The sequence below is a fragment of the Agrobacterium sp. lyk4-40-TYG-31 genome (assembly GCF_030209855.1).
Taxonomy (GTDB): Bacteria; Pseudomonadota; Alphaproteobacteria; order Rhizobiales; family Rhizobiaceae; genus Agrobacterium; species Agrobacterium vaccinii.
In genome coordinates this window covers 325,186-343,351 of the sequence record NZ_JARVRE010000002.1, presented here as the reverse complement: position 1 = coordinate 343,351, position 18,166 = coordinate 325,186, and the positions used below count along the sequence as shown (strand labels likewise).

Below are 18,166 nucleotides of genomic sequence, written 5' to 3'. Positions count from 1 at the left end.
TGCTGACGTAGAGTGCAAAGAGGCCCGACATCCTGACGTGGGTTTGATAAAAATTATCGAGAGCGGACGACGACCATCATGCCGGGCAGTCTTGTCACCGCAACAGGGAGATCGGCTTCCAGAATGCGAAGCGCCTGATCCGTGTCCTTGAGATCGAAGATACCGGAAACGTTCAATCGCGCGGCGCGCTCATCGAGAACCATAATCCGGCCATGGCGATATCGCGCAAGAACCTCGAGAACCTCGCTCAACGGCTGACCTGAAAAAACGAGCTTGCCCTCGCGCCAGGCGGTATTGTTGGCAACGTCCTGTCTGGAGCGAAGCAATTTTCCGTCCGCGTCGCGCGTGACCACATCGCCCGCGATGAGCAGTGTCGCACCGGTCTGCGTCGCCACCTCCACCTGGCCTTCTTCGACTTGAACTTGCTGCGGCAAGGCGCCGGTTTCTGCGCGCACGGAGTAATGCGTTCCAACCGCCTTCGCCGTCCATCCATTGTTCTCGACAATAAATGGACGTTGCTGGTTTTTGGTGACGTCGAAGAACGCCTCGCCCCGCAAAATAACGATGCGGCGCTCGCGAGCCGTGTACTTCGTCTGAATAGCTGCATCGGTGTTCAGGGTAACCTGTGTTCCGTCTTCAAGGGAGACGACCCGGGTTTCGCCTACGACGGTGTAATAGTCGGCGCGTAAACGGTCGACGACGCCGATTTGCTGGACGCTCAGCGCAGCCAAACCCAAAAGACAGATGACACCGATAGACATCGCGACTGTTCGGCCAGATACCGGGCGTTTTCCGTCAACGGGAAGAGCAATCTGCACATCGCGCATGTCACCCCAGAGGCTTCTCATCTCTTCGTAAGCGGGAGGATGCGATGGACGCGACGCGAGCCATTCCTGAAACGCGGTGTGATCGGCCTCTGTTGCGTCGGATGACTGCATACGCGCCACCCAAAATGCTGCCTCCTCGGCAAGACCATCAGCAAGGTCGCTCTGTTTTTCGCGCATGAAGGAGGTCGCCGTTCTCGTATCGAATAAATGTGCATCTTTATATAAGGAGTGAGAAACAGACGAGCGCCTGACGTTACCTCAGAGATTTATTTTTGCGCGGGCGGCACGGCAGTGAAGCAGCGCTTTTATGATGTGCTTTTCTACCATGTTTCTGGATATGCCAAGCTTGGCAGCAATGTCTCCATTCGACAATCCGTGAATGCGGCTCAGCACGAAAACCTCCTGGCAACGTTTCGGCAAGGTTTCGATTTCGCGCGTCATGACACCAAGATATTGGCGTGCCGCAACAATTTGCTCCTGATCCGGCCTGTCACAGGCAACCGCAAGCCCGTCCTCCAGAGAAACCAAGAGAGGACGTTCCCGAGATTGTCGAATAATGGTCAATCTCGCGACGGATTTCGCAATCTGAAACAGATACGCCCTCGGATTCTCTATCAAAGTCGTTTGTGAAACCTGCAAGACCCGCAGAGCGGTTTCCTGCATCGCATCCGCTGCGTCTTCGCGATCTCGAAGGCGATGACGGAAGAACCGGATCAAACGACCCTCTTCTTCCGTGGCCAGGAGGTGCAACAATGATCGGCTCATAGGCGGACTTAACTCAGCAGCTTTGGTCGCCTAACACAGCTCACTGTTTTGATGTTAAGCGCTCTAATACATGAATATAATAATCATCTTTATAGAGCATTTAACACTGAGGCTAGCCCAAAAAAGTTTCTGGCGCGCAGACATCGGCAGCTTGCTCGTAAGCCAAAGCAAATTGCAGAAGTTGCCGATCAGCACGCGGTTTGCCAATGATTTGAATGCCGTTGGGTAAGCCATTTGAACCAAATCCGGCTGGCATCGCAGCCACAGGCAACCCGGCCATGCTGGGTCCGATGACCACTTCCATCCACCGGTGATAGGTGTCCATCTGGCGACCAGCGATCTGATCTGGCCAGGTCTTATGGACATCGAACGGAAAGACTTGAGCGGAAGGCATCACAAGATAGTCGTATCGCTCGAAAAGCGTGCAAACAAACTTGTACCAATCGCTACGGACAACGGAAGCGTTAAAAACTTCAGCCGCTGTCTGAGTTAGGCTGAGTTCGATTTCCCAGGTGGCCTGGACATTGAGGAGCGGGCGTTTCCCAGGATCGTTGTAGAGTGGAAGCAGGCTGTTACCGGCGTTGAACGCGCGGAGCGTTATCCATGAAAGCCAGAGCGTAGTCATATCGAACTGCGGAACGATCTCCTCAATCTCGCAACCCATAGCCGCGAAGACATTCAGCGCCTTTCGGTCGACGTCGAGAACGCCTTCTTCGAATGGCAGGTAACCGCCGAAATCCCCAAGCCAGGCGATTTTCGTTCCCGATTGATCAGCCTGCGGCAGAAGTTCCAGTTCTTCATTCGCCAGTGATTGTGGATCACGTATGTCGTATCCGGCCTGTATAGCCAGCAGGAGCGCGGCATCCTGTACATTTCGGGCCATCGGGCCTGCGGCAGCCAGTTGTCGCATGAACATTTCGTTGCCCTTGCCCGAAGGCACGCGTCCGAAGCTGGGGCGAAAGCCGACGACGTTGTTGAAGGCTGCCGGGTTTCTGAGCGACCCCATCATGTCGCTGCCATCGGCAACCGGTAACAAGCGAGCGGCGACAGCAACCGCTGCACCGCCACTGGAGCCACCCGCGCTACGTCCCTTGTCGAAGGGATTACGTGTGGCGCCAAATACCGAATTCGTCGTGTGTGAACCGAGCCCCATTTCCGGCGTGTTGGTCTTGCCGATGATGATGGCACCGGCGGCACGAATACGCTCGACGTGAATGTCGTCCGTCTGGCCAACGAAATCTTCGAAGAGTTTCGAACCCCAGGTAAAGGGTAGCCCCTTTGCTTCGGACAAGTCCTTGATGGCTATCGGGAAACCATGCATCCATCCACGCGAGTGGCCATCCGCCAATTCCCGGTCGCATGTGCGGGCATCATCGAGAATACTGGCCCGTTCGCGCAGGCTGACGATGGCGTTCAGTGTGGGGTTTACGCGGTCTATGCGGTCGAGATAGGCTTCCATTACCGAAACGCAGGAGACGCTGCGTGCGTGAATGGAGCGCGACAATTCCGCCGCTGTCAGTCTGGTAATATCCTGCACTTGCATTCTTCCCGTGGATCAATGGAGTATTGCGAAAAGGCCGACCGGCATCAGGCCGCCAGCCGCCGTTCAACGATGCGGGCAAGCAGACTTGCGCCCACGGGCAGGATACCGTCATCCAGCACGAAGCCGGGATTATGGACCGGAATATTTCCGGCATGGCCAACAGTGCAATAGACACCCGGCACCTTGTGCAGCATGTCGGCGAAGTCTTCGCTACCCATGACAGGTTGGGTCTTTGTATAGACCATCGCGTCGCCAACGATGTCGCGGGCGGCCTCGGCAAAGCCTTCCACCAGTTCCTCGGTGTTGAACAGGACGTCGAAGACATTGCGGATATCGACGTCAATCTCCACGTCGAAAGACGCCGCAAGGCCAGCCGCTATCGACTTCATGCGCTGGCGGATCATCTCATTGACCTCGCGATCAAGGAAACGCACCGTGCCGGATACTGTGGCCTCCTGGGGAATGACATTGTAGGCGCTGCCGGAATGGATTTGCGTTACGGACAGCACGGCGCTTTTCAGCGGGCTGACATTGCGGCTGACGACAGACTGTAACGCCTGAACCAAAGCGGTCGCGACAATGATCGGGTCTTTGGAGACTTCAGGCATCGCGCCGTGGCTGCCGCGCCCGTTGATGCGGATATCGAAGAAATCGGCACCAGCCATGCTGGTGCCCGGCTTGATGCCGATGCGGTACGGCTCGTCATAGGGCGAGTTGTGCAGACCATAGATTTCGTCGCAGGGAAAACGGTCGAACAGGCCATCGGCCAGCATGGCGCGCGCACCACCACACCCTTCTTCACCCGGCTGGAAAATGAACACTGCCGTTCCCGCAAAGTCACGCGTCTCGGCCAGATAACGGGCGGCACCCAGCAGCATGGTCGTGTGGCCATCATGACCGCAGCCATGAAAGCGGTTGGGAATTTTCGAGGCGTAACCGAGATTGGTGTGCTCCTCCATCGGCAGCGCATCCATATCTGCGCGCAGACCGATGGTCTTGCCTTCTCCACGGTTGCCTTTCAGCACACCGACAACACCGGTCTTGCCGATGCCGCGATGAACGTCGATGCCATAGCTCGCCAGCTTTTCAGCAACGATGCCGGAGGTCCGCACTTCTTCAAAGCCGATTTCCGGGTATTCGTGAATATCACGGCGGATGGCGGTCAGTTCATCCTTGTAGGCTTCGATCTTCTCGATAACGGGCATGGGGATATCCTTGCAGTAAGATGGAATGGCGTGGTGGAAATCTTTAAACGTAGGCGGGACCATTGGCTGCGGGTACTTCCATGTCCAGCTGACGAAAGTTCGCGAAGTCCCAATGGCGCCCTGGCGCGGCGTCGATCAACTGGCGGGTATAGACGTCTGTCGGTTTGGTCAGAACATCATAACCGGTGGAATATTCAACGATTCTGCCACGCTGCATGACGATGACATCATCGCAAATCTGTGCTGCTACCCTCAGATCGTGGGTGATGAACAACATGGCAATGCCAAGTTTTTCCTGAAGTTCGGCCAGCAGCTCGAGCACCTGTGCCTGCACCGAGACATCCAGCGCCGAAACGGCCTCATCGGCCACCAGCACTTTTGGTTTCATGGCAATGGCGCGCGCAATGGCAATGCGTTGCCGCTGACCACCGGAGAACTGGTGCGGATAACGGCTGATTGCATCTTCTGGCAGACCGACGAGGCCAAGTAATTCCTTGGCTTCCGCCCAGGCGACAGCATTCGTCTTCCCATAATTGACTGGCCCCTCGACAATGCTTTCGCCCACCGTTACGCGCGGATTAAGCGAGCGATAAGGGTCCTGAAAGATCATCTGGATGTGCTGGCGATGCGGGCGCAATGCACGGCGTGAGAAATCGGCTATTTCGTTGCCGGACACGCGAATGCTGCCAGACGTCGGATCGATCAGCCGCATGATGCAGCGTGCGACGGTGGATTTTCCCGAACCGCTTTCACCGACGATCCCCAATGTGCGCCCGCGCTTGAGGGTGAAGGAAACTTTGTCTGCCGCCTTGGTGCCCTCGATGCTTTTTCCGAACAGGCTGCTTTTCGTGTAAACCTTGTCCATCTCGGACACGGAGAGAACGATTTCCTGACTATCGACCGGACGCGGGGGACGCGGCGCCAGACTGGGAACGGCGGAAAGGAGAGTGCGAGTGTAGTCTTTCTCGGGTGAGCGAAGAATCTTGTCGATCGGCGCATGTTCGACCAGCTTGCCATGGTGCATGACGTAAACAGTGTCGGCAATTTCGGCCACGACACCCATATCATGGGTGATGAACAGGACCGCAGTTCCCTGCTTTTCCTGAAGCTCGTCGATCAGCTTGAGGATTTGCTTCTGGGTCGTGACATCGAGCGCCGTTGTCGGTTCATCGGCAATCAAAAGCTTGGGCTTGAGGATCAACGCCATGGCAATCATGATGCGCTGGCGCTGGCCACCGGAAAGCTGGTGCGGATAGGAATTGTAGATCCTCTGCACATCCGGCAGATGCACATGCTCCATCATCGCCAGAACCTGCTCGCGCTGTTCGCGCTTGCCAAGTTTCGTATGCTCCTGAAGCACTTCGCATATTTGACGACCGACGGACAGCACCGGGTTGAGTGCCGTCATCGGCTCCTGAAAGATCATTGCGATCTGGCTCGAGCGTAAGGAACGCATACGCGCACCATCGGCCTTCAACAGGTCTTCGCCCTCGAACAGGATTTCGCCGCCCTTCGGTTCCAGAGATTGACGCGGCAGAAGACCCATGGTTGCCAGTGATGTCACGGACTTTCCAGAACCGCTTTCACCCACGAGGCACACAGTCTCACCAGCGTGGATGGTCAGCGATATGCCGTCCAGCACTGGCCTCGTGGTATCGTCGCCGGTCAAGCCGACAATCAGATTTCGGATGGACAGAATCTCTGCCGCATCATCTTTTATCGCCGTCACCGTCATTTCGCGGCCTCCCTTTTCTTCATGCGGGGATCAAGCAGGTCACGCGCCGTATCTCCGAGCAGATTGATCGATAGGATGCAGAGTGACAGGAGGAGGCCCGGCCAGAAGATCAAGGTCGGATTGATCTGGAAGTAAGCCCGCCCCTCGGCCATGATATTTCCCCAGGTAGGAATTTCGGTGGAAACACCTGCACCGAGGAAGGACAGGATTGCTTCCGTCAGGATGGCCGAGGCACAAACATACGTGCCCTGGACAATGAGTGGTGCCAGTGTGTTAGGCATCAAATGCCGCCAGAGAATTTTCGTCAGGCTGGAGCCAACTGCAATCGCCGCCTCTACATAGGGCTCCTCACGCGCCGACAACACCACGGATCGTACGAGCCGCACGACACGCGGGATTTCCGGGATGGTGATCGCGAACATCACGGTCCAGATGCTGGCACCTGTCAGAGACACGACCGCGATGGCCAGCAGCAGGCTCGGAATGGCCATAAGTGCGTCCATGATGCGCATGACGATGGCATCCATAAAGCGAAAGAAACCCGACACCAAACCGATCGCGAGACCGATACCGATCGATATGATCGCTGCGCCCGCGCCGATGAGCAACGAGATGCGCGCGCCGTACAGAACACGTGACAGCACATCGCGACCATAAGCATCGGTTCCGAGAGGATAGATATCGCTTGCCGGCTTCAGACGGGCGGACGGTGTCATCGTCATCGGATCGTGCGGGGCGAGAAGCGGCGCGAAGATGGCCATCAGAACTGTGATGACGAGAATGATACAGGCGATAACCGGAATGACGCCGATCTTTGATTTCGACTGTCCCAAGGTTTTGGTGAACGGCAGACGAAGCGCTGCCCCGAAAGGACGTGAAGCAGCCATCAGTAACGAATCCTTGGGTCAAAGAGCGAGTAGGAAAGGTCGATCAGTAGGTTGAGGAGGACATAGATACCGCTGGTCAGCAGGATCATGCCCTGAATGACGGGATAGTCCCGCGCCAGAATGGCATCGACCGTCAGGCGACCAATACCGGGAATGTTGAAGACGCTTTCAGTGACGACCACGCCGGAGATCAAGAGGGCAAAACCTGTGCCGATGATGGTGAGGACAGGCACGGCGGCGTTACGCAAGGCGTGGCGAAACAAAACGATGTTTTCGCGAAGCCCCTTGGCGCGAGCGGTGCGGATGTAGTCCTCGCCCAGCACATCCAACATTGAAGCGCGGGTCATGCGAGCGATCAATGCAACGTAGATCGATGACAATGTCAGAGACGGTAGAATAGCACGATCAAGAAACGGGCCGATGCCCCTGGTTATGCTGCGGAAACCCTGAACTGGAAACCACTTCAGATCGATGGCGAAAAACTGGATGAGGATGTAACCGATAACGAAGACCGGCACCGAAAAACCGACGACGGATATCGACATGACCGCATAGTCGATCCAGCTACCATGACGCCATGCGGCCAGAACACCAAGCGGGACAGCGATTACGATGGACAGTGTGATGGTCAACAGCGCGATACTGATAGTTGGCTCTATGTGTTTGGCGATCATACCTGTGACGGGGGTATTGGAAATCAGCGACGTTCCGAGATCACCTTTGAGGAGCAGCATGATCCACGAGAAAAACTGCACGAGAAGCGGTTTGTCGAGCCCCAGCGATGCTCTGATCTTTTCAAGCTGTTCGGGTGTTGCCATATCGCCCGCGATAATGGCGGCCGGGTCCCCGGGGGTCAGTCTCAACAGCAGGAAAACGAAAACGGCAACAGTCACCATCACAGGGATGGCAGACATTACACGTCGTAAGGTGTAGGCCAGCATAGGCGCTCCTCGCATGTCCGGTCTGGTTTGGACTGCCCGGCGACGAAGCCGCCGGACAAAAAGAACGATCGGTCAATCTGAAAGCCTGAAGACTATTCCTTCTTCTCGATGTTCCAGAAAACCGGCACCGGTGCCTCCACGAAACCGGAAAGCTCGTTGCGCCACACCGATGGCAGCTTGTACTGGCCAAGCGGGATGTAATTCACGGTTTCCATGGAATGCGCCTGGATATCACCGGCAATTTTCTTCTGCTCTTCCGGCGTTGCTGCCGAAACGTAGGCCGCGCGCAACTCTTCGAGCTTTGCGTCTTCGGGCCACCCGAAGAAACCGTTTTTCCCACGACCGTTGAGCATGGGATTGTTCAGCGGCGTCATGACTTCAGGAACGATCCAGTTGGTGAAAAACATGTTCCAGCCACCTTCGGACGGAGGCTTCTGCGACGCACGCCGGGTGACAACGGTCTGCCAATCCATGGCCTGCAGATCGACATTGAAACCGGCGGCGCGCAGAGCCGCTGCTACGACGACGGGCTGTGCCTTGACGGTCACGACATCCGTCGGATGCAGGATCACGACGGGGGTGCCGTCATACCCGGATTCCTTGAGCAACGCCTTCGCGCCCTCGACATCACCTTTGCCAATGAGCGTCTCGGCACCGGTCTCGCTGGCAAGCGGCGTACCGCAGCCCATCATCGCGCCGCAAACAGAGTAATAGTCTGGATTTCCAATCAGGGCATCCAAGACGTCCTTCTGGTTCATAGCCATCATTGCGGCCTTGCGAATTTTTGGATTGTCGAATGGCGGATAAAGAAAGTTCATGCGACCCATGGTTTGCGAGCCAAGTTTGGCCAGCAGTTGGACCGTCAATTCGTCATTACCCTGCACAAGCGGTAACAAGTCGACCGATGGAGATTCGACGTAATCGACCTCCCCCGACTGGACGGCATTCAACGCTGTCTGCGCATCCGGCATGGACACCCACTCTACCCGGTCCACCTTGACGACCTTGCCACCAGAAAGCCAATCCGGTGGTTCCGAGCGGGGCACATAGTCCTCAAACTTGTCGTAAACAGCCTTTACGCCCGGCTGATACTCCGCCTCGACGAATTTGAACGGTCCCGAACCGAAATATTCGGTTATGGCTTTATCTGCGGGGGTTTCGGCGATGCGTTTCGGCATCATGAAAGGAACAACCGAGGACGGTTTTGCCAGCACATCCAGCACGAACGGGAATGGCTCCTTCAATGTCAGCGTGATCGTCTTTGTATCGGTGGCGACAAGACTTGCAGTCTTGTCGAACATGACCTGACCGGAGGTGTCGCGGGTTCCCCAGCGTTTCAGCGACGCAACACAATCTTCTGCCGTTACAGGTGTACCGTCGTGCCATTTCAAGCCGTCACGCAATGTAAAGGTGTAGGTCAGCTTGTCATCGGAAATAGCGTACTCAGCCATCTGCGGCTTTGGCGTGAACTTCGAATCCAGGGACAGCAGCGTGTCATAGACCATGTATCCATGGTTACGAACGATATGGGCAGTGGTAATGATCGGATCGAGAATACGAATGCCGGAATGCGGAACCGCAATCACCGTCTGGGCTTGCGCTTGGGTCGCGAGGCCACTGACGCAGAAAGACAATGCAAGCAACGAGGCTGCGACATGCCGTTTGAAACCGTTATTTCTTTTGGATTTTAAAGCGTACATTCTTGTTAGTTCCCCTTTATTCGACACTTGAAAATGAGGCGCAAGAAACCAGGGCCACGACGCATGCGCCGGAGCCGGAGAATGATTTCTTCCAGAATGATGCGCTGATACCGCGACACATCGCGGCCAGCCGTTCGACATCATGAGACGTCAGAACCCATGTCGAACATGTGTTCATCTGAGGTCATGACATGCCCGCCATTACGGGCAATTTCTACAAATTTAAGGCCGTGATTTTCCTGTCATATGAAGCACGCGTTCCCCTTGTTATTTTACCGCAATGCGATTGTTATTATTGATGAACGATTATATGGTGTGTGAAAAGCTTGTCAACGCCGCATAGGGCATGAAAGACTATAATGAGCGGAAGCAATCGTCGGCGGGACCATATCTTGGCACTGGAAAAAGCGTTTTCCGTTCTCGAACTTTTCAGTCCCGAAACACCGGAGCTACGCATTACCGATATCGCCAAAATGGCAGATATGAACCGATCGAGCGCCCAGCGCATTGTGCACACGCTGGTAGAAACCGGGCTTTTGCGGCGCGAAGACCGAACCGCGACACTAACGCTGACCCACCGGGTTGCCGATCTGGCTCATACCTATTTGACATCCAACAGCTTGATTGAGTTGGTGATGCCAACTCTGGTCGATCTGAATGCGGCCACGGGGTTGAGCTGCGATTTATGGCTTCTTGATAAGGACGACGTGATTACGCTGGCCCGCGTTCCTTCACCTGCAGCCTCATTGACAATTGCACCGACCGGCCAGCGCCTGCCCATGTCGGCCTCCGCTCCGGGTCGCGCGCTATTAAGGCTTATGCCCGAGGTTGAGAGGCGGGCCTATCTTGAGCGGCTTGTTCAAAACCACCGTCTCACGCCTGCCGCAGCCGCTACGATGGAAAAAGTGATCGAACAAGAAAGCAGTGAAGGGTTTGCTTTCGATGTGAGATCGACGGGAACGGAGCAAAGTATGCTTGCTGTCGCGTTCCGAAACGCCGCTGGCGAACCTCTCGCCGCCATCTCGATTTCAGGTCCATCGTCGGAACCGGACAAACTCAAAGAGCTCGGCAGAGATATCGTGCATGCCGCCCATCACTTGTCGGAACTTCGCATTTCCCCGGGGACACGGCCTTTGTTTTTCGAACAGAAGGCTGATCAGCGTCTAGTCCTGCTTGACGGCGAGAACGACCCGCTGTTCGTCGCCTCGATCGAAAAGGGCATCCATTTGCTCCGTTTCTTCAAACCGTCGTCACCGGAACTGACGTTGACGGAACTTCATCGTCTGACCGGCTTTCCGATACCCACCGTTCAACGACTGACGGAAACGCTGATTGCCATGGAGTATCTACAAAAAGACGACCGTCGGCGGACCTTCCAGCTATCGGTTCGCGCACTCGATCTGCTGTTCAGGTTCCAGATGAGCAATCCGTTGCTGAAAGTGCTGTGGCCAAGGCTGATCCGGTTACGGGAAGAGTGTGGATTGCGCTGTTCCTTCTGCATTCTGGACAGCACCGAAATCGTGCACCTGCTGCATGTGCAGAGCCGACCTCATCCCTCGTTCAGAACTGCCTATGCAGGCCGACGTCTGCCATCGCTGAGTTCTTCGGGAGGACGGGCGATTTTATCCCATCTCGATGAACACGAAATAGAGGCGATCCTTGATGGTAGCGTCATTGAAATGGCCACGCCCCACACGATTGCAGACAAAGCATTGATCCGTCAGGACATCATGGATAGTCGCAAGCGCGGCTATGCTTTTACGGACAGACAATCGATCCGTGACGAGGTCAATATTGCAGCAGCAATCCTGGATGGCGACCGTCGTCCGCTCGGCGCCATCGTCGTATCTGCACCGGTCAAGAACTGGTCGATAGAAAGGCTGGATCGTGTGGTAGCACCGCTGTTGTTATCACATGCACGATCCGGCAGTTTTTAAAGGGGAAACCCAAATACAACGTGCTATATGGCCCGAATTGTTTCAGGCCGTTCAGGTTCTGGTCGTCGTTACGGTTTGGAGAAGTCGGGCAAATGGCAAGAAAAGCACAGGGCTCTACCTCTGTCGAAAACACCGTGATCGAGCCGCGTGAACGAATTATCAATGCAGCCCGCGATGTCTTCATCGAGCAGGGTTTCGATCTAGCCACCGTGCGTGAAATCACGTTGCGAGCTGACGTCAATGTGGCAGCTATTAATTATTATTTCGGCTCCAAGGACGAACTGATCGGCGAGGTCCTCAACATCATGATGGAGCCTTACACGAATGCGCGCGTGGCTGCGCTCGCAGCATGCGAGGCGGCTGCCGCCCCGGCGGCCCCCACGCTCGAAGCCGTGGCGGAGGCTCTCGTACGACCCATGGTCCAATTGAGCCGCGACGCCGATGGCGCGCGACCGCTGACCCGCCTGATCCTGCAAATCCGTTCGCGCCCCAGAGAATTGACGACGCGATTTTTCATGAGACGGGTGGATCCCGCCGTCTTCCGTTTCATCGATGCTTTCGGCAAGGCCATGCCGACGCTGACGCGAACCGATGTATTCTGGCGTTACAATTTTTCCATCGGTGCGGTCATGCAGGTTTTGATCGATTCCGATCACGCCACCTTCCGGCTAAAGCAACTTTCAGGCGGCTTGTGCAATACGGATGACGACGAACAGATTATATCCCAGCTGGTTGCCTATGTTTGCGCAGGGTTTGCGGCAAGGACTGTGCAACGTCCGGATCAGGCTAGCTAGTTGAACAGATTTGCCTCAGAAGGCGTATTCTTCCAAATTTGCTGTAATTTTGAGCATATTCTGCCTTCAATCCGGTCAAAATGACTATTCAAAATCGTTGACGATGCCCCAATTAAAACTATGTTTGAAATATTGTTTATTTCCGTAGGAGCAAAAAGATGTCCGCAGCCGCCAGGAAGATAACCGGTTCCTTCGTCGCCCTCATCACACCGTTCGATCGTTCCGGCAATGTGGATATCGGCGCGTTTCGCGAACTTCTCCAGTTTCACGAGACAAACGGCACGTCAGCTGTCCTGATCATGGGGTCTACGGGCGAAGTCTCGATGCTGTCGCAGGATGAGAAACGCCGGATCATCGTTGAAACGGCGAAGATGAAGTCGGCAAAAATGCCGATCTTCTACGGCTGCACCGGCAACAATACCGATGTCACCATCGACAATGTGAAGTTTGCACGCGACAACGGTGCAGACGGTGCGATCATCGCAGCCCCGGCCTACATCTGCGCGCCTGAGGCCGATATCGAGCGTTATTTCCTCGAAATTGCCGACGCCACCGATCTGCCGCTCGGCCTCTACAACAACCCGCCGCGCGTCAAAAGCGACCTGCATTGGGATCATCTTCTTCGCATCTTCAAGCACCCAAATTATGTGATTCACAAGGAATCAACGGCACGTGTCGGCCAGGTTGCACAGGTGCTTGCTGCCCGGCCTGATGTTTCTGTCATGTGCTGCGACAGCCCAAATCTCGGTCTCGTCGTGCCGACCATGAGCCTTGGAGGTCATGGTACTGCCAATATGAGCGGCAACATCGCGCCAGCGGAAGTGGCCGTCATGTCGCGCCCGTGGTCGAGCTATACCGAGGCGGAAGGCTTCCGCGACACCTATCTACGTTTGCTGCCGCTGCTGCACTTCAATTATTCGGCCATCAACCCTGTGGCGGTAAAGTCGCTGATGAAGGCGGTTGGTCTGCCGGCTGGCGAACTGCGCCGCCCACTGACGGGCCTGGAAGGCGAGGCCTTGGCACGCGGCGTTCGTATCGTGCAGGAACTTGGCCTCGACAAGGTCTACGGCTGGAAAATCAACCCATCCGCTCTGGCCGCGTGAGGGTAGCCCGATGGATTTGGGAATATCGGGACGCCACGCTCTTGTCACGGGTGCCAGCCGCGGCATGGGTAAGGCTGCAGCACTCGCCCTTGCTCGGGAAAAGGTTGAACTGACAATTCTTGCCCGCACGCCGGACATATTGGCAGCAACGGCAAGAGAGATACGCGAACTCACCGGTGCGCGTGTCACGACCGTCGTCGGCGACATCACGACTGATCAGGGTCGTCGGGATGCATTGGCTGCCTGCCCTGCCCCCGACATTCTGGTCAACAATGCCGATGGCGAACTGCCGGGTGACTTTCGCAACTGGGCGAGAGAAGATTGGTTGAGGGGCATCGACCGTATGATGCTGACCCCGATCGATATGATCCGCCTGACCGTCGATGGCATGATGGAACGCGGCTTTGGTCGTATCGTCAACATCGTGTCGCGTAGCGTAAAGATTGCCCAGCCAGAACTGGGCATGTCGAATGCGGCGCGGTCAGGCCTCGTCGGCTTCGTCGCCGGTCTCGCACGTCAAACCATCAGCCGTAACGTCACGATCAACAATGTACTTCCGGGGATCGTTGCATCGGATGGTCAGCGCCAACACGTTGAAGTCTTGGCCCGGGAAAGCGGTCGTTCGTTTGATGATATCTGGCGTGAGCGTGCGTCGCAAAATCCTGCCGGGCGTTACGGCGAACCGGCAGAAGTGGGCGCCTACATAGCTTTTCTGTGCTCGACGAATGCCGGTTTCGTCACGGCACAGAATTTGCTGATTGATGGCGGTCAATACCCCGGAACCTTCTAGGAAACCGGAACTGCTTTACATACGGCGCTCTGCCGATCGCCGTGTAATCCGTTGGTACCACCGTACCGCGACATCATATTTGTGTCCAGAACCAAGAAGGAATCGTTCAGCCATGACGAACATTGGATCATTGTTGCTTGCCGCGACCATCGCAACGGTGTCGGCTGGCATCGCCACCGCCGAAGACTATCCCGCCCGCCCTGTCAGCATTGTCGTTCCTTATCCACCAGGCGGAGCAGTCGATGGTGTGGCGCGTGTGCTGGCCACAGAGCTTTCCGCCTCCACTGGCAAGACTTTCGTGGTGGATAATCGTGCCGGCGGCGCGGGCGGCATCGTCGGCTCGTCGGACGTCGTCAAGGCAGCACCCGATGGTTACACGCTTCTCCTGAATGCCTCCATCCATGTTGTGACGCCGCTCATCAACAAGAACGTGCCTTTCGACGTCCAGAAAGACTTCACCCCAATTGCCGGAATAGCCGCTGGCCCACTTCTTGTGATCACCAATCCTGAAACCAAGGCCAACACGCTCAAGGACTTTTTCGCCGAAGTGAAAGCAGATCCGGATAGCTTCAACTTTGCAACATCCGGTTACGGTTCTGCGGGTCATCTCGCGCTTGAAGCGCTGAAGGCCCAGGCCGGTGTGGATATCGACATTGTGACCTATAAGGGAGCTGGCCCGGCACTGACGGATTTGATGGGCGGACAGGTGCAGTTGATGGCAGACCCCATGCTATCTTCGCTTCCCCACGTAAAGTCAGGACGTCTCAAAGCCCTCGCCGTCACCAGTCTGAAGCGCTCGCCGCTCGCACCGGACGTGCCGACGGTAGAGGAAAGCGGTATGCAGCCGCTGGATATGCTGTCGTGGTACGGCGTTTGGGCACCGAAAGATCTCGACCCCACCGCCGCAAAATATCTGGCCACTGCCGTCGACAAGGTCGTAAACTCCGACAAATTCAAGGAAAAGCTCACAGTGTTCGGTTTCGAGCCGATGTATAAGAACAACGCCGATCTCAAGACATTCGTTACTGACGAGACGGAACGTTACCGCAAGATCGTTGATTCAGCTGGCATCAAGGTCGAATAAGATGAGCAAGGCTCCGGAGAATGTCAGCAATACGGCACAAGGCCCGGAGCCTTTGCACGAACGAGGCGTTGTCGGCACCCACTGGGGTTTCTACACGCCGGGCACCACCCCGGATCGCCTGGAACCTTTGGAGGACGATCCAGACCCCGCATCGTTCGGGACGGAACTGATTGCGGATCGTCTTGCGCCGTCACGCATTCTGAAGCCTGCCGTGCGCCGCTCCTTTCTGGAACACGGAGGAGCAACCCGGCATGGACGGCGCGGGGCCGAACCATTCGTCGAGGTTTCGTGGGATGAAGCGCTTGATCTGGTCGCATCAGAGATTGCTCGCGTTAAATATGATTATGGCAACGGAGCAATCTTTTCAGGCTCCTATGGCTGGTCCAGTGCCGGACGCTTTCATCACGCCCAGAGCCAACTGAAACGGTTCTTCAACGTGGCAGGCGGCTCGATCCGATCAGTCCAGACATACAGCTATGCCGCTGGCGAGGTAATTCTTCCGCATGTGATTGGAACGACGAAGGGTTTGATAACTGGACACACGCCGTGGAGCCAGATCGTTGGCCACTCCGAATTGATCGTGATGTTTGGCGGCACGCCCTTACGCAACGCGCAGGTCAACGCGGGCGGCGTGGCACGACATCTTGCTCGCGAAGCGCTTCTGGCATGCAAAGCGTGCGGTACGAGATTGATCAACGTGTCGCCGGTCAGCGACGATGTCGAGGAAAGTCTTGCCGCAGAGTGGCTGCCGCTTCGGCCATGCACGGACACAGCTTTGATACTGGCGCTTTGTCACACACTGATCTCCGAGAGCCTTCATGACGTGGCGTTTATCAACCTCTACACATCGGGGTTCGAGACTTTCCGTGCCTACGTGATGGGTGAGAAAGACGGCATCGCAAAGGATGCTCTGTGGGCCTCTCACATTACCGGCATCCCTCCACAGGCCATTGTTGATCTGGCAAGAGAGATGGCGACGAAAAAGACGTTCATCATGATGGCCTGGGCATTGCAGCGCGCGGATCACGGTGAACAACCCTATTGGGCGGCCATCACGCTTGCCTCCTTGCTGGGCGGCATTGGCCTTCCCGGCCAAGGCTTCGGTTTCGGCTATGCCTCTGTCGCAAGCATCGGCCAGGTCGGATCGAAGGTGCAATGGCCGTCATTGCCACAGGGCCGCAATCCGGTATCAGACTACATTCCCGTTGCGCGTATTGCCGATATGCTCCTCTCGCCTGGAAGCGAATATGAGCACAATGGTGACAGACGGACCTACCCAGATATCAAACTCGTCTATTGGGCGGGGGGAAATCCGTTTCATCATCATCAGGACCTCAATCGTCTTGTCGAAGCGTGGCAAAAGCCGCAGACGATCATCGCGCACGAGCATTTCTGGAATGCCCACGCGCGCCATGCCGATATCGTGCTGCCTGCCGCAACGTTTTTCGAGCGAGATGATCTCGTTGCAAGCGGGCGTGATAATTTCATCGCCTTCTCAACCGCTATCGCGCCTGCGCCCGATAATATACCCACAGATCATGAGATATTGCGTCGCCTTGCCGCCCGTCTCGATGTCGAAAAGGCATTCACCGAGGACTTGAGTGAAACCCAGTGGCTCGAGCGCCTCTACAACGACGCTTGCAAGACCGCTGCTTCCCTTCAAGTCAAATTACCGGAATTCTTGGACTTTAAAAAAGACAGTATCGTCGAAGCTGCCGTCGAGAAGGACGAACCATTCCTCGCCAACTTCCGAGCAGACCCGAAAAATGCGCCTCTTCGGACGTCATCAGGGCGTATCGAACTTGCCTCCAAGGTTATCGAGCAGTTTGGCTATGATGACTGCCCGGGTCATCCGGCCTGGCTCGCGCCGAAAGAATGGCTCGGTTCGCCCTTAGCAACGACCTACCCTCTGCATCTCCTATCCTGCCAGCCCCATGACAAATTGCATAGCCAGTGGGATCACGCGGCGCCGTCACAGCGAACAAAAGCAGGTGGGCGACAGCCGGTGCGTATACACCCGGCAGATGCCAAGGCACGTGGCATTGAAGACGGTGACGTCGTTGAAGTGACTAACGCGCGCGGGACTTGCCTAGCCGTGGCGGCAATCAGCGATGCTGTGATGCCGGGTGTGGTTCAACTGGCGACGGGCGCGTGGTTCAATCCGGCTGATCCCCAGAAACACGGATCGCTAGAGCTCAACGGCAACCCGAATGTACTCACGCCAGATCACGGCACCTCCCGTTTGGCACAGGGTCCAAGCCCAAATGCGTGTCTGGTGGAAGTGAGACGGTACCGGGGAACGGTGCCTGATGTAACAATCTACAATCCCATGCGCTTTGCTGCAGACCCGCGCCAATCAAGCCAAGTCAAAATGAACGAGGTAGAATGATGTCTCGACGTCTCAATGCCGACATGCTCGCCGGGGGCCTATTCATGGTGATTGGGGCGGGCTTTTTGATCCCAAGTATTCAATTGCCCTTCGGCACACTGCGTCGCATCGGCCCTGCGAGCTTTCCAACGATGGTGGCTTCTGGCCTGATCGTTATGGGCATCATCGTTCTCATCCAATCCTTCAAAGCAACGGCCTCACAGGAAGCCGTCCATTTCAACCTATCGAAACTCGGCGTCATCGTGCTGTCCATCATCGTCTTTGGCATCACTGTGCGCGGTGCCGGGCTGCTGGTTTCCGTGGCGCTTTGCAGTCTGACCGCGGCGTTGGCATCGCGTCCATTCCGCCCGTTACCGATGGCAATTTACGGCCTGCTGCTCGGAACCGTGTGCGGACTGGCTTTCGTCAGCGGCCTCGGCATGCCGGTTGCCATCATCGGCCCCTGGTTCGGCGTCTGAGGAGAGAG

General features: G+C 56.2%; 15 protein-coding genes. 7 read left to right on the top strand and 8 right to left on the bottom strand.

Features of this window, described 5'->3' with window-relative positions; all coding sequences use genetic code 11:
* Positions 1-53: 53 nt before the first annotated feature.
* The 8 genes from QRN55_RS02290 to QRN55_RS02255 form a co-directional block, all read right to left on the bottom strand.
* The gene (locus tag QRN55_RS02290) at positions 54-1,004 is read right to left on the bottom strand and encodes a FecR family protein (protein WP_284774470.1); all 951 of its coding nucleotides are present in this window, start codon (positions 1,002-1,004) and stop codon (positions 54-56) included.
* An 81-nt stretch (positions 1,005-1,085) separates the two neighbouring features.
* Positions 1,086-1,592 (bottom strand): sigma-70 family RNA polymerase sigma factor, encoded by a 507-nt coding sequence (locus tag QRN55_RS02285; RefSeq protein ID WP_112501420.1) that lies wholly within the window; start codon positions 1,590-1,592, stop codon positions 1,086-1,088.
* Between the two features lie 112 nt (positions 1,593-1,704).
* Positions 1,705-3,135, bottom strand: a complete 1,431-nt coding sequence (locus tag QRN55_RS02280) for an amidase (RefSeq protein ID WP_284774467.1) — start codon at positions 3,133-3,135, stop codon at positions 1,705-1,707.
* Between the two features lie 44 nt (positions 3,136-3,179).
* Entirely contained in the window at positions 3,180-4,340 is a 1,161-nt protein-coding gene (locus QRN55_RS02275) for a M20 aminoacylase family protein (protein WP_284774465.1), read from the bottom strand.
* Positions 4,341-4,383: 43 nt separating this feature from the next.
* Positions 4,384-6,075, bottom strand: a complete 1,692-nt coding sequence (locus QRN55_RS02270) for an ABC transporter ATP-binding protein (protein ID WP_284774463.1) — start codon at positions 6,073-6,075, stop codon at positions 4,384-4,386.
* Positions 6,072-6,962, bottom strand: coding sequence for an ABC transporter permease (locus QRN55_RS02265; RefSeq protein ID WP_284774461.1), 891 nt, complete (start codon positions 6,960-6,962; stop codon positions 6,072-6,074). The genes QRN55_RS02270 and QRN55_RS02265 overlap by 4 nt, the downstream gene beginning before the upstream one ends.
* A complete protein-coding gene (locus tag QRN55_RS02260) occupies positions 6,962-7,903 on the bottom strand; it encodes an ABC transporter permease (protein WP_284774459.1) in 942 nt (313 codons plus the stop codon). The genes QRN55_RS02265 and QRN55_RS02260 overlap by 1 nt, the downstream gene beginning before the upstream one ends.
* A 92-nt stretch (positions 7,904-7,995) precedes the next feature.
* Complete coding sequence (locus QRN55_RS02255) at positions 7,996-9,603, bottom strand: ABC transporter substrate-binding protein (RefSeq protein ID WP_284774458.1); 1,608 nt, start codon at positions 9,601-9,603, stop codon at positions 7,996-7,998.
* 359 nt (positions 9,604-9,962) lie between these two features.
* Between QRN55_RS02255 and QRN55_RS02250 the strand changes: the two genes are divergently transcribed.
* The 7 genes from QRN55_RS02250 to QRN55_RS02220 all read left to right on the top strand — a co-directional run bounded on the left by QRN55_RS02250 (position 9,963) and on the right by QRN55_RS02220 (position 18,158).
* Positions 9,963-11,540 carry an IclR family transcriptional regulator gene (locus tag QRN55_RS02250; RefSeq protein WP_233136850.1) on the top strand — a complete coding sequence of 526 codons (1,578 nt, stop codon included), beginning with the start codon at positions 9,963-9,965 and terminating at the stop codon, positions 11,538-11,540.
* 92 nt (positions 11,541-11,632) lie between these two features.
* Entirely contained in the window at positions 11,633-12,334 is a 702-nt protein-coding gene (locus QRN55_RS02245) for a TetR/AcrR family transcriptional regulator (protein ID WP_284774455.1), read from the top strand.
* Between the two features lie 158 nt (positions 12,335-12,492).
* Complete coding sequence (locus QRN55_RS02240; protein ID WP_284774454.1) at positions 12,493-13,437, top strand: 4-hydroxy-tetrahydrodipicolinate synthase family protein; 945 nt, start codon at positions 12,493-12,495, stop codon at positions 13,435-13,437.
* Between the two features lie 10 nt (positions 13,438-13,447).
* Positions 13,448-14,227 carry an SDR family oxidoreductase gene (locus tag QRN55_RS02235; RefSeq protein ID WP_284774452.1) on the top strand — a complete coding sequence of 260 codons (780 nt, stop codon included), beginning with the start codon at positions 13,448-13,450 and terminating at the stop codon, positions 14,225-14,227.
* Positions 14,228-14,339: 112 nt separating this feature from the next.
* On the top strand, positions 14,340-15,311 hold the full coding sequence (locus QRN55_RS02230; RefSeq protein ID WP_284774448.1) for a Bug family tripartite tricarboxylate transporter substrate binding protein: 972 nt from the start codon (positions 14,340-14,342) through the stop codon (positions 15,309-15,311).
* A 1-nt stretch (position 15,312) separates the two neighbouring features.
* Positions 15,313-17,700: a molybdopterin-dependent oxidoreductase gene (locus QRN55_RS02225; RefSeq protein ID WP_284774447.1), complete on the top strand. Its 2,388-nt coding sequence runs from the start codon at positions 15,313-15,315 to the stop codon at positions 17,698-17,700.
* Positions 17,700-18,158, top strand: a complete 459-nt coding sequence (locus tag QRN55_RS02220) for a tripartite tricarboxylate transporter TctB family protein (RefSeq protein WP_284774445.1) — start codon at positions 17,700-17,702, stop codon at positions 18,156-18,158. Before QRN55_RS02225 ends, QRN55_RS02220 begins: the two co-directional genes overlap by 1 nt.
* Positions 18,159-18,166: the final 8 nt, after the last annotated feature.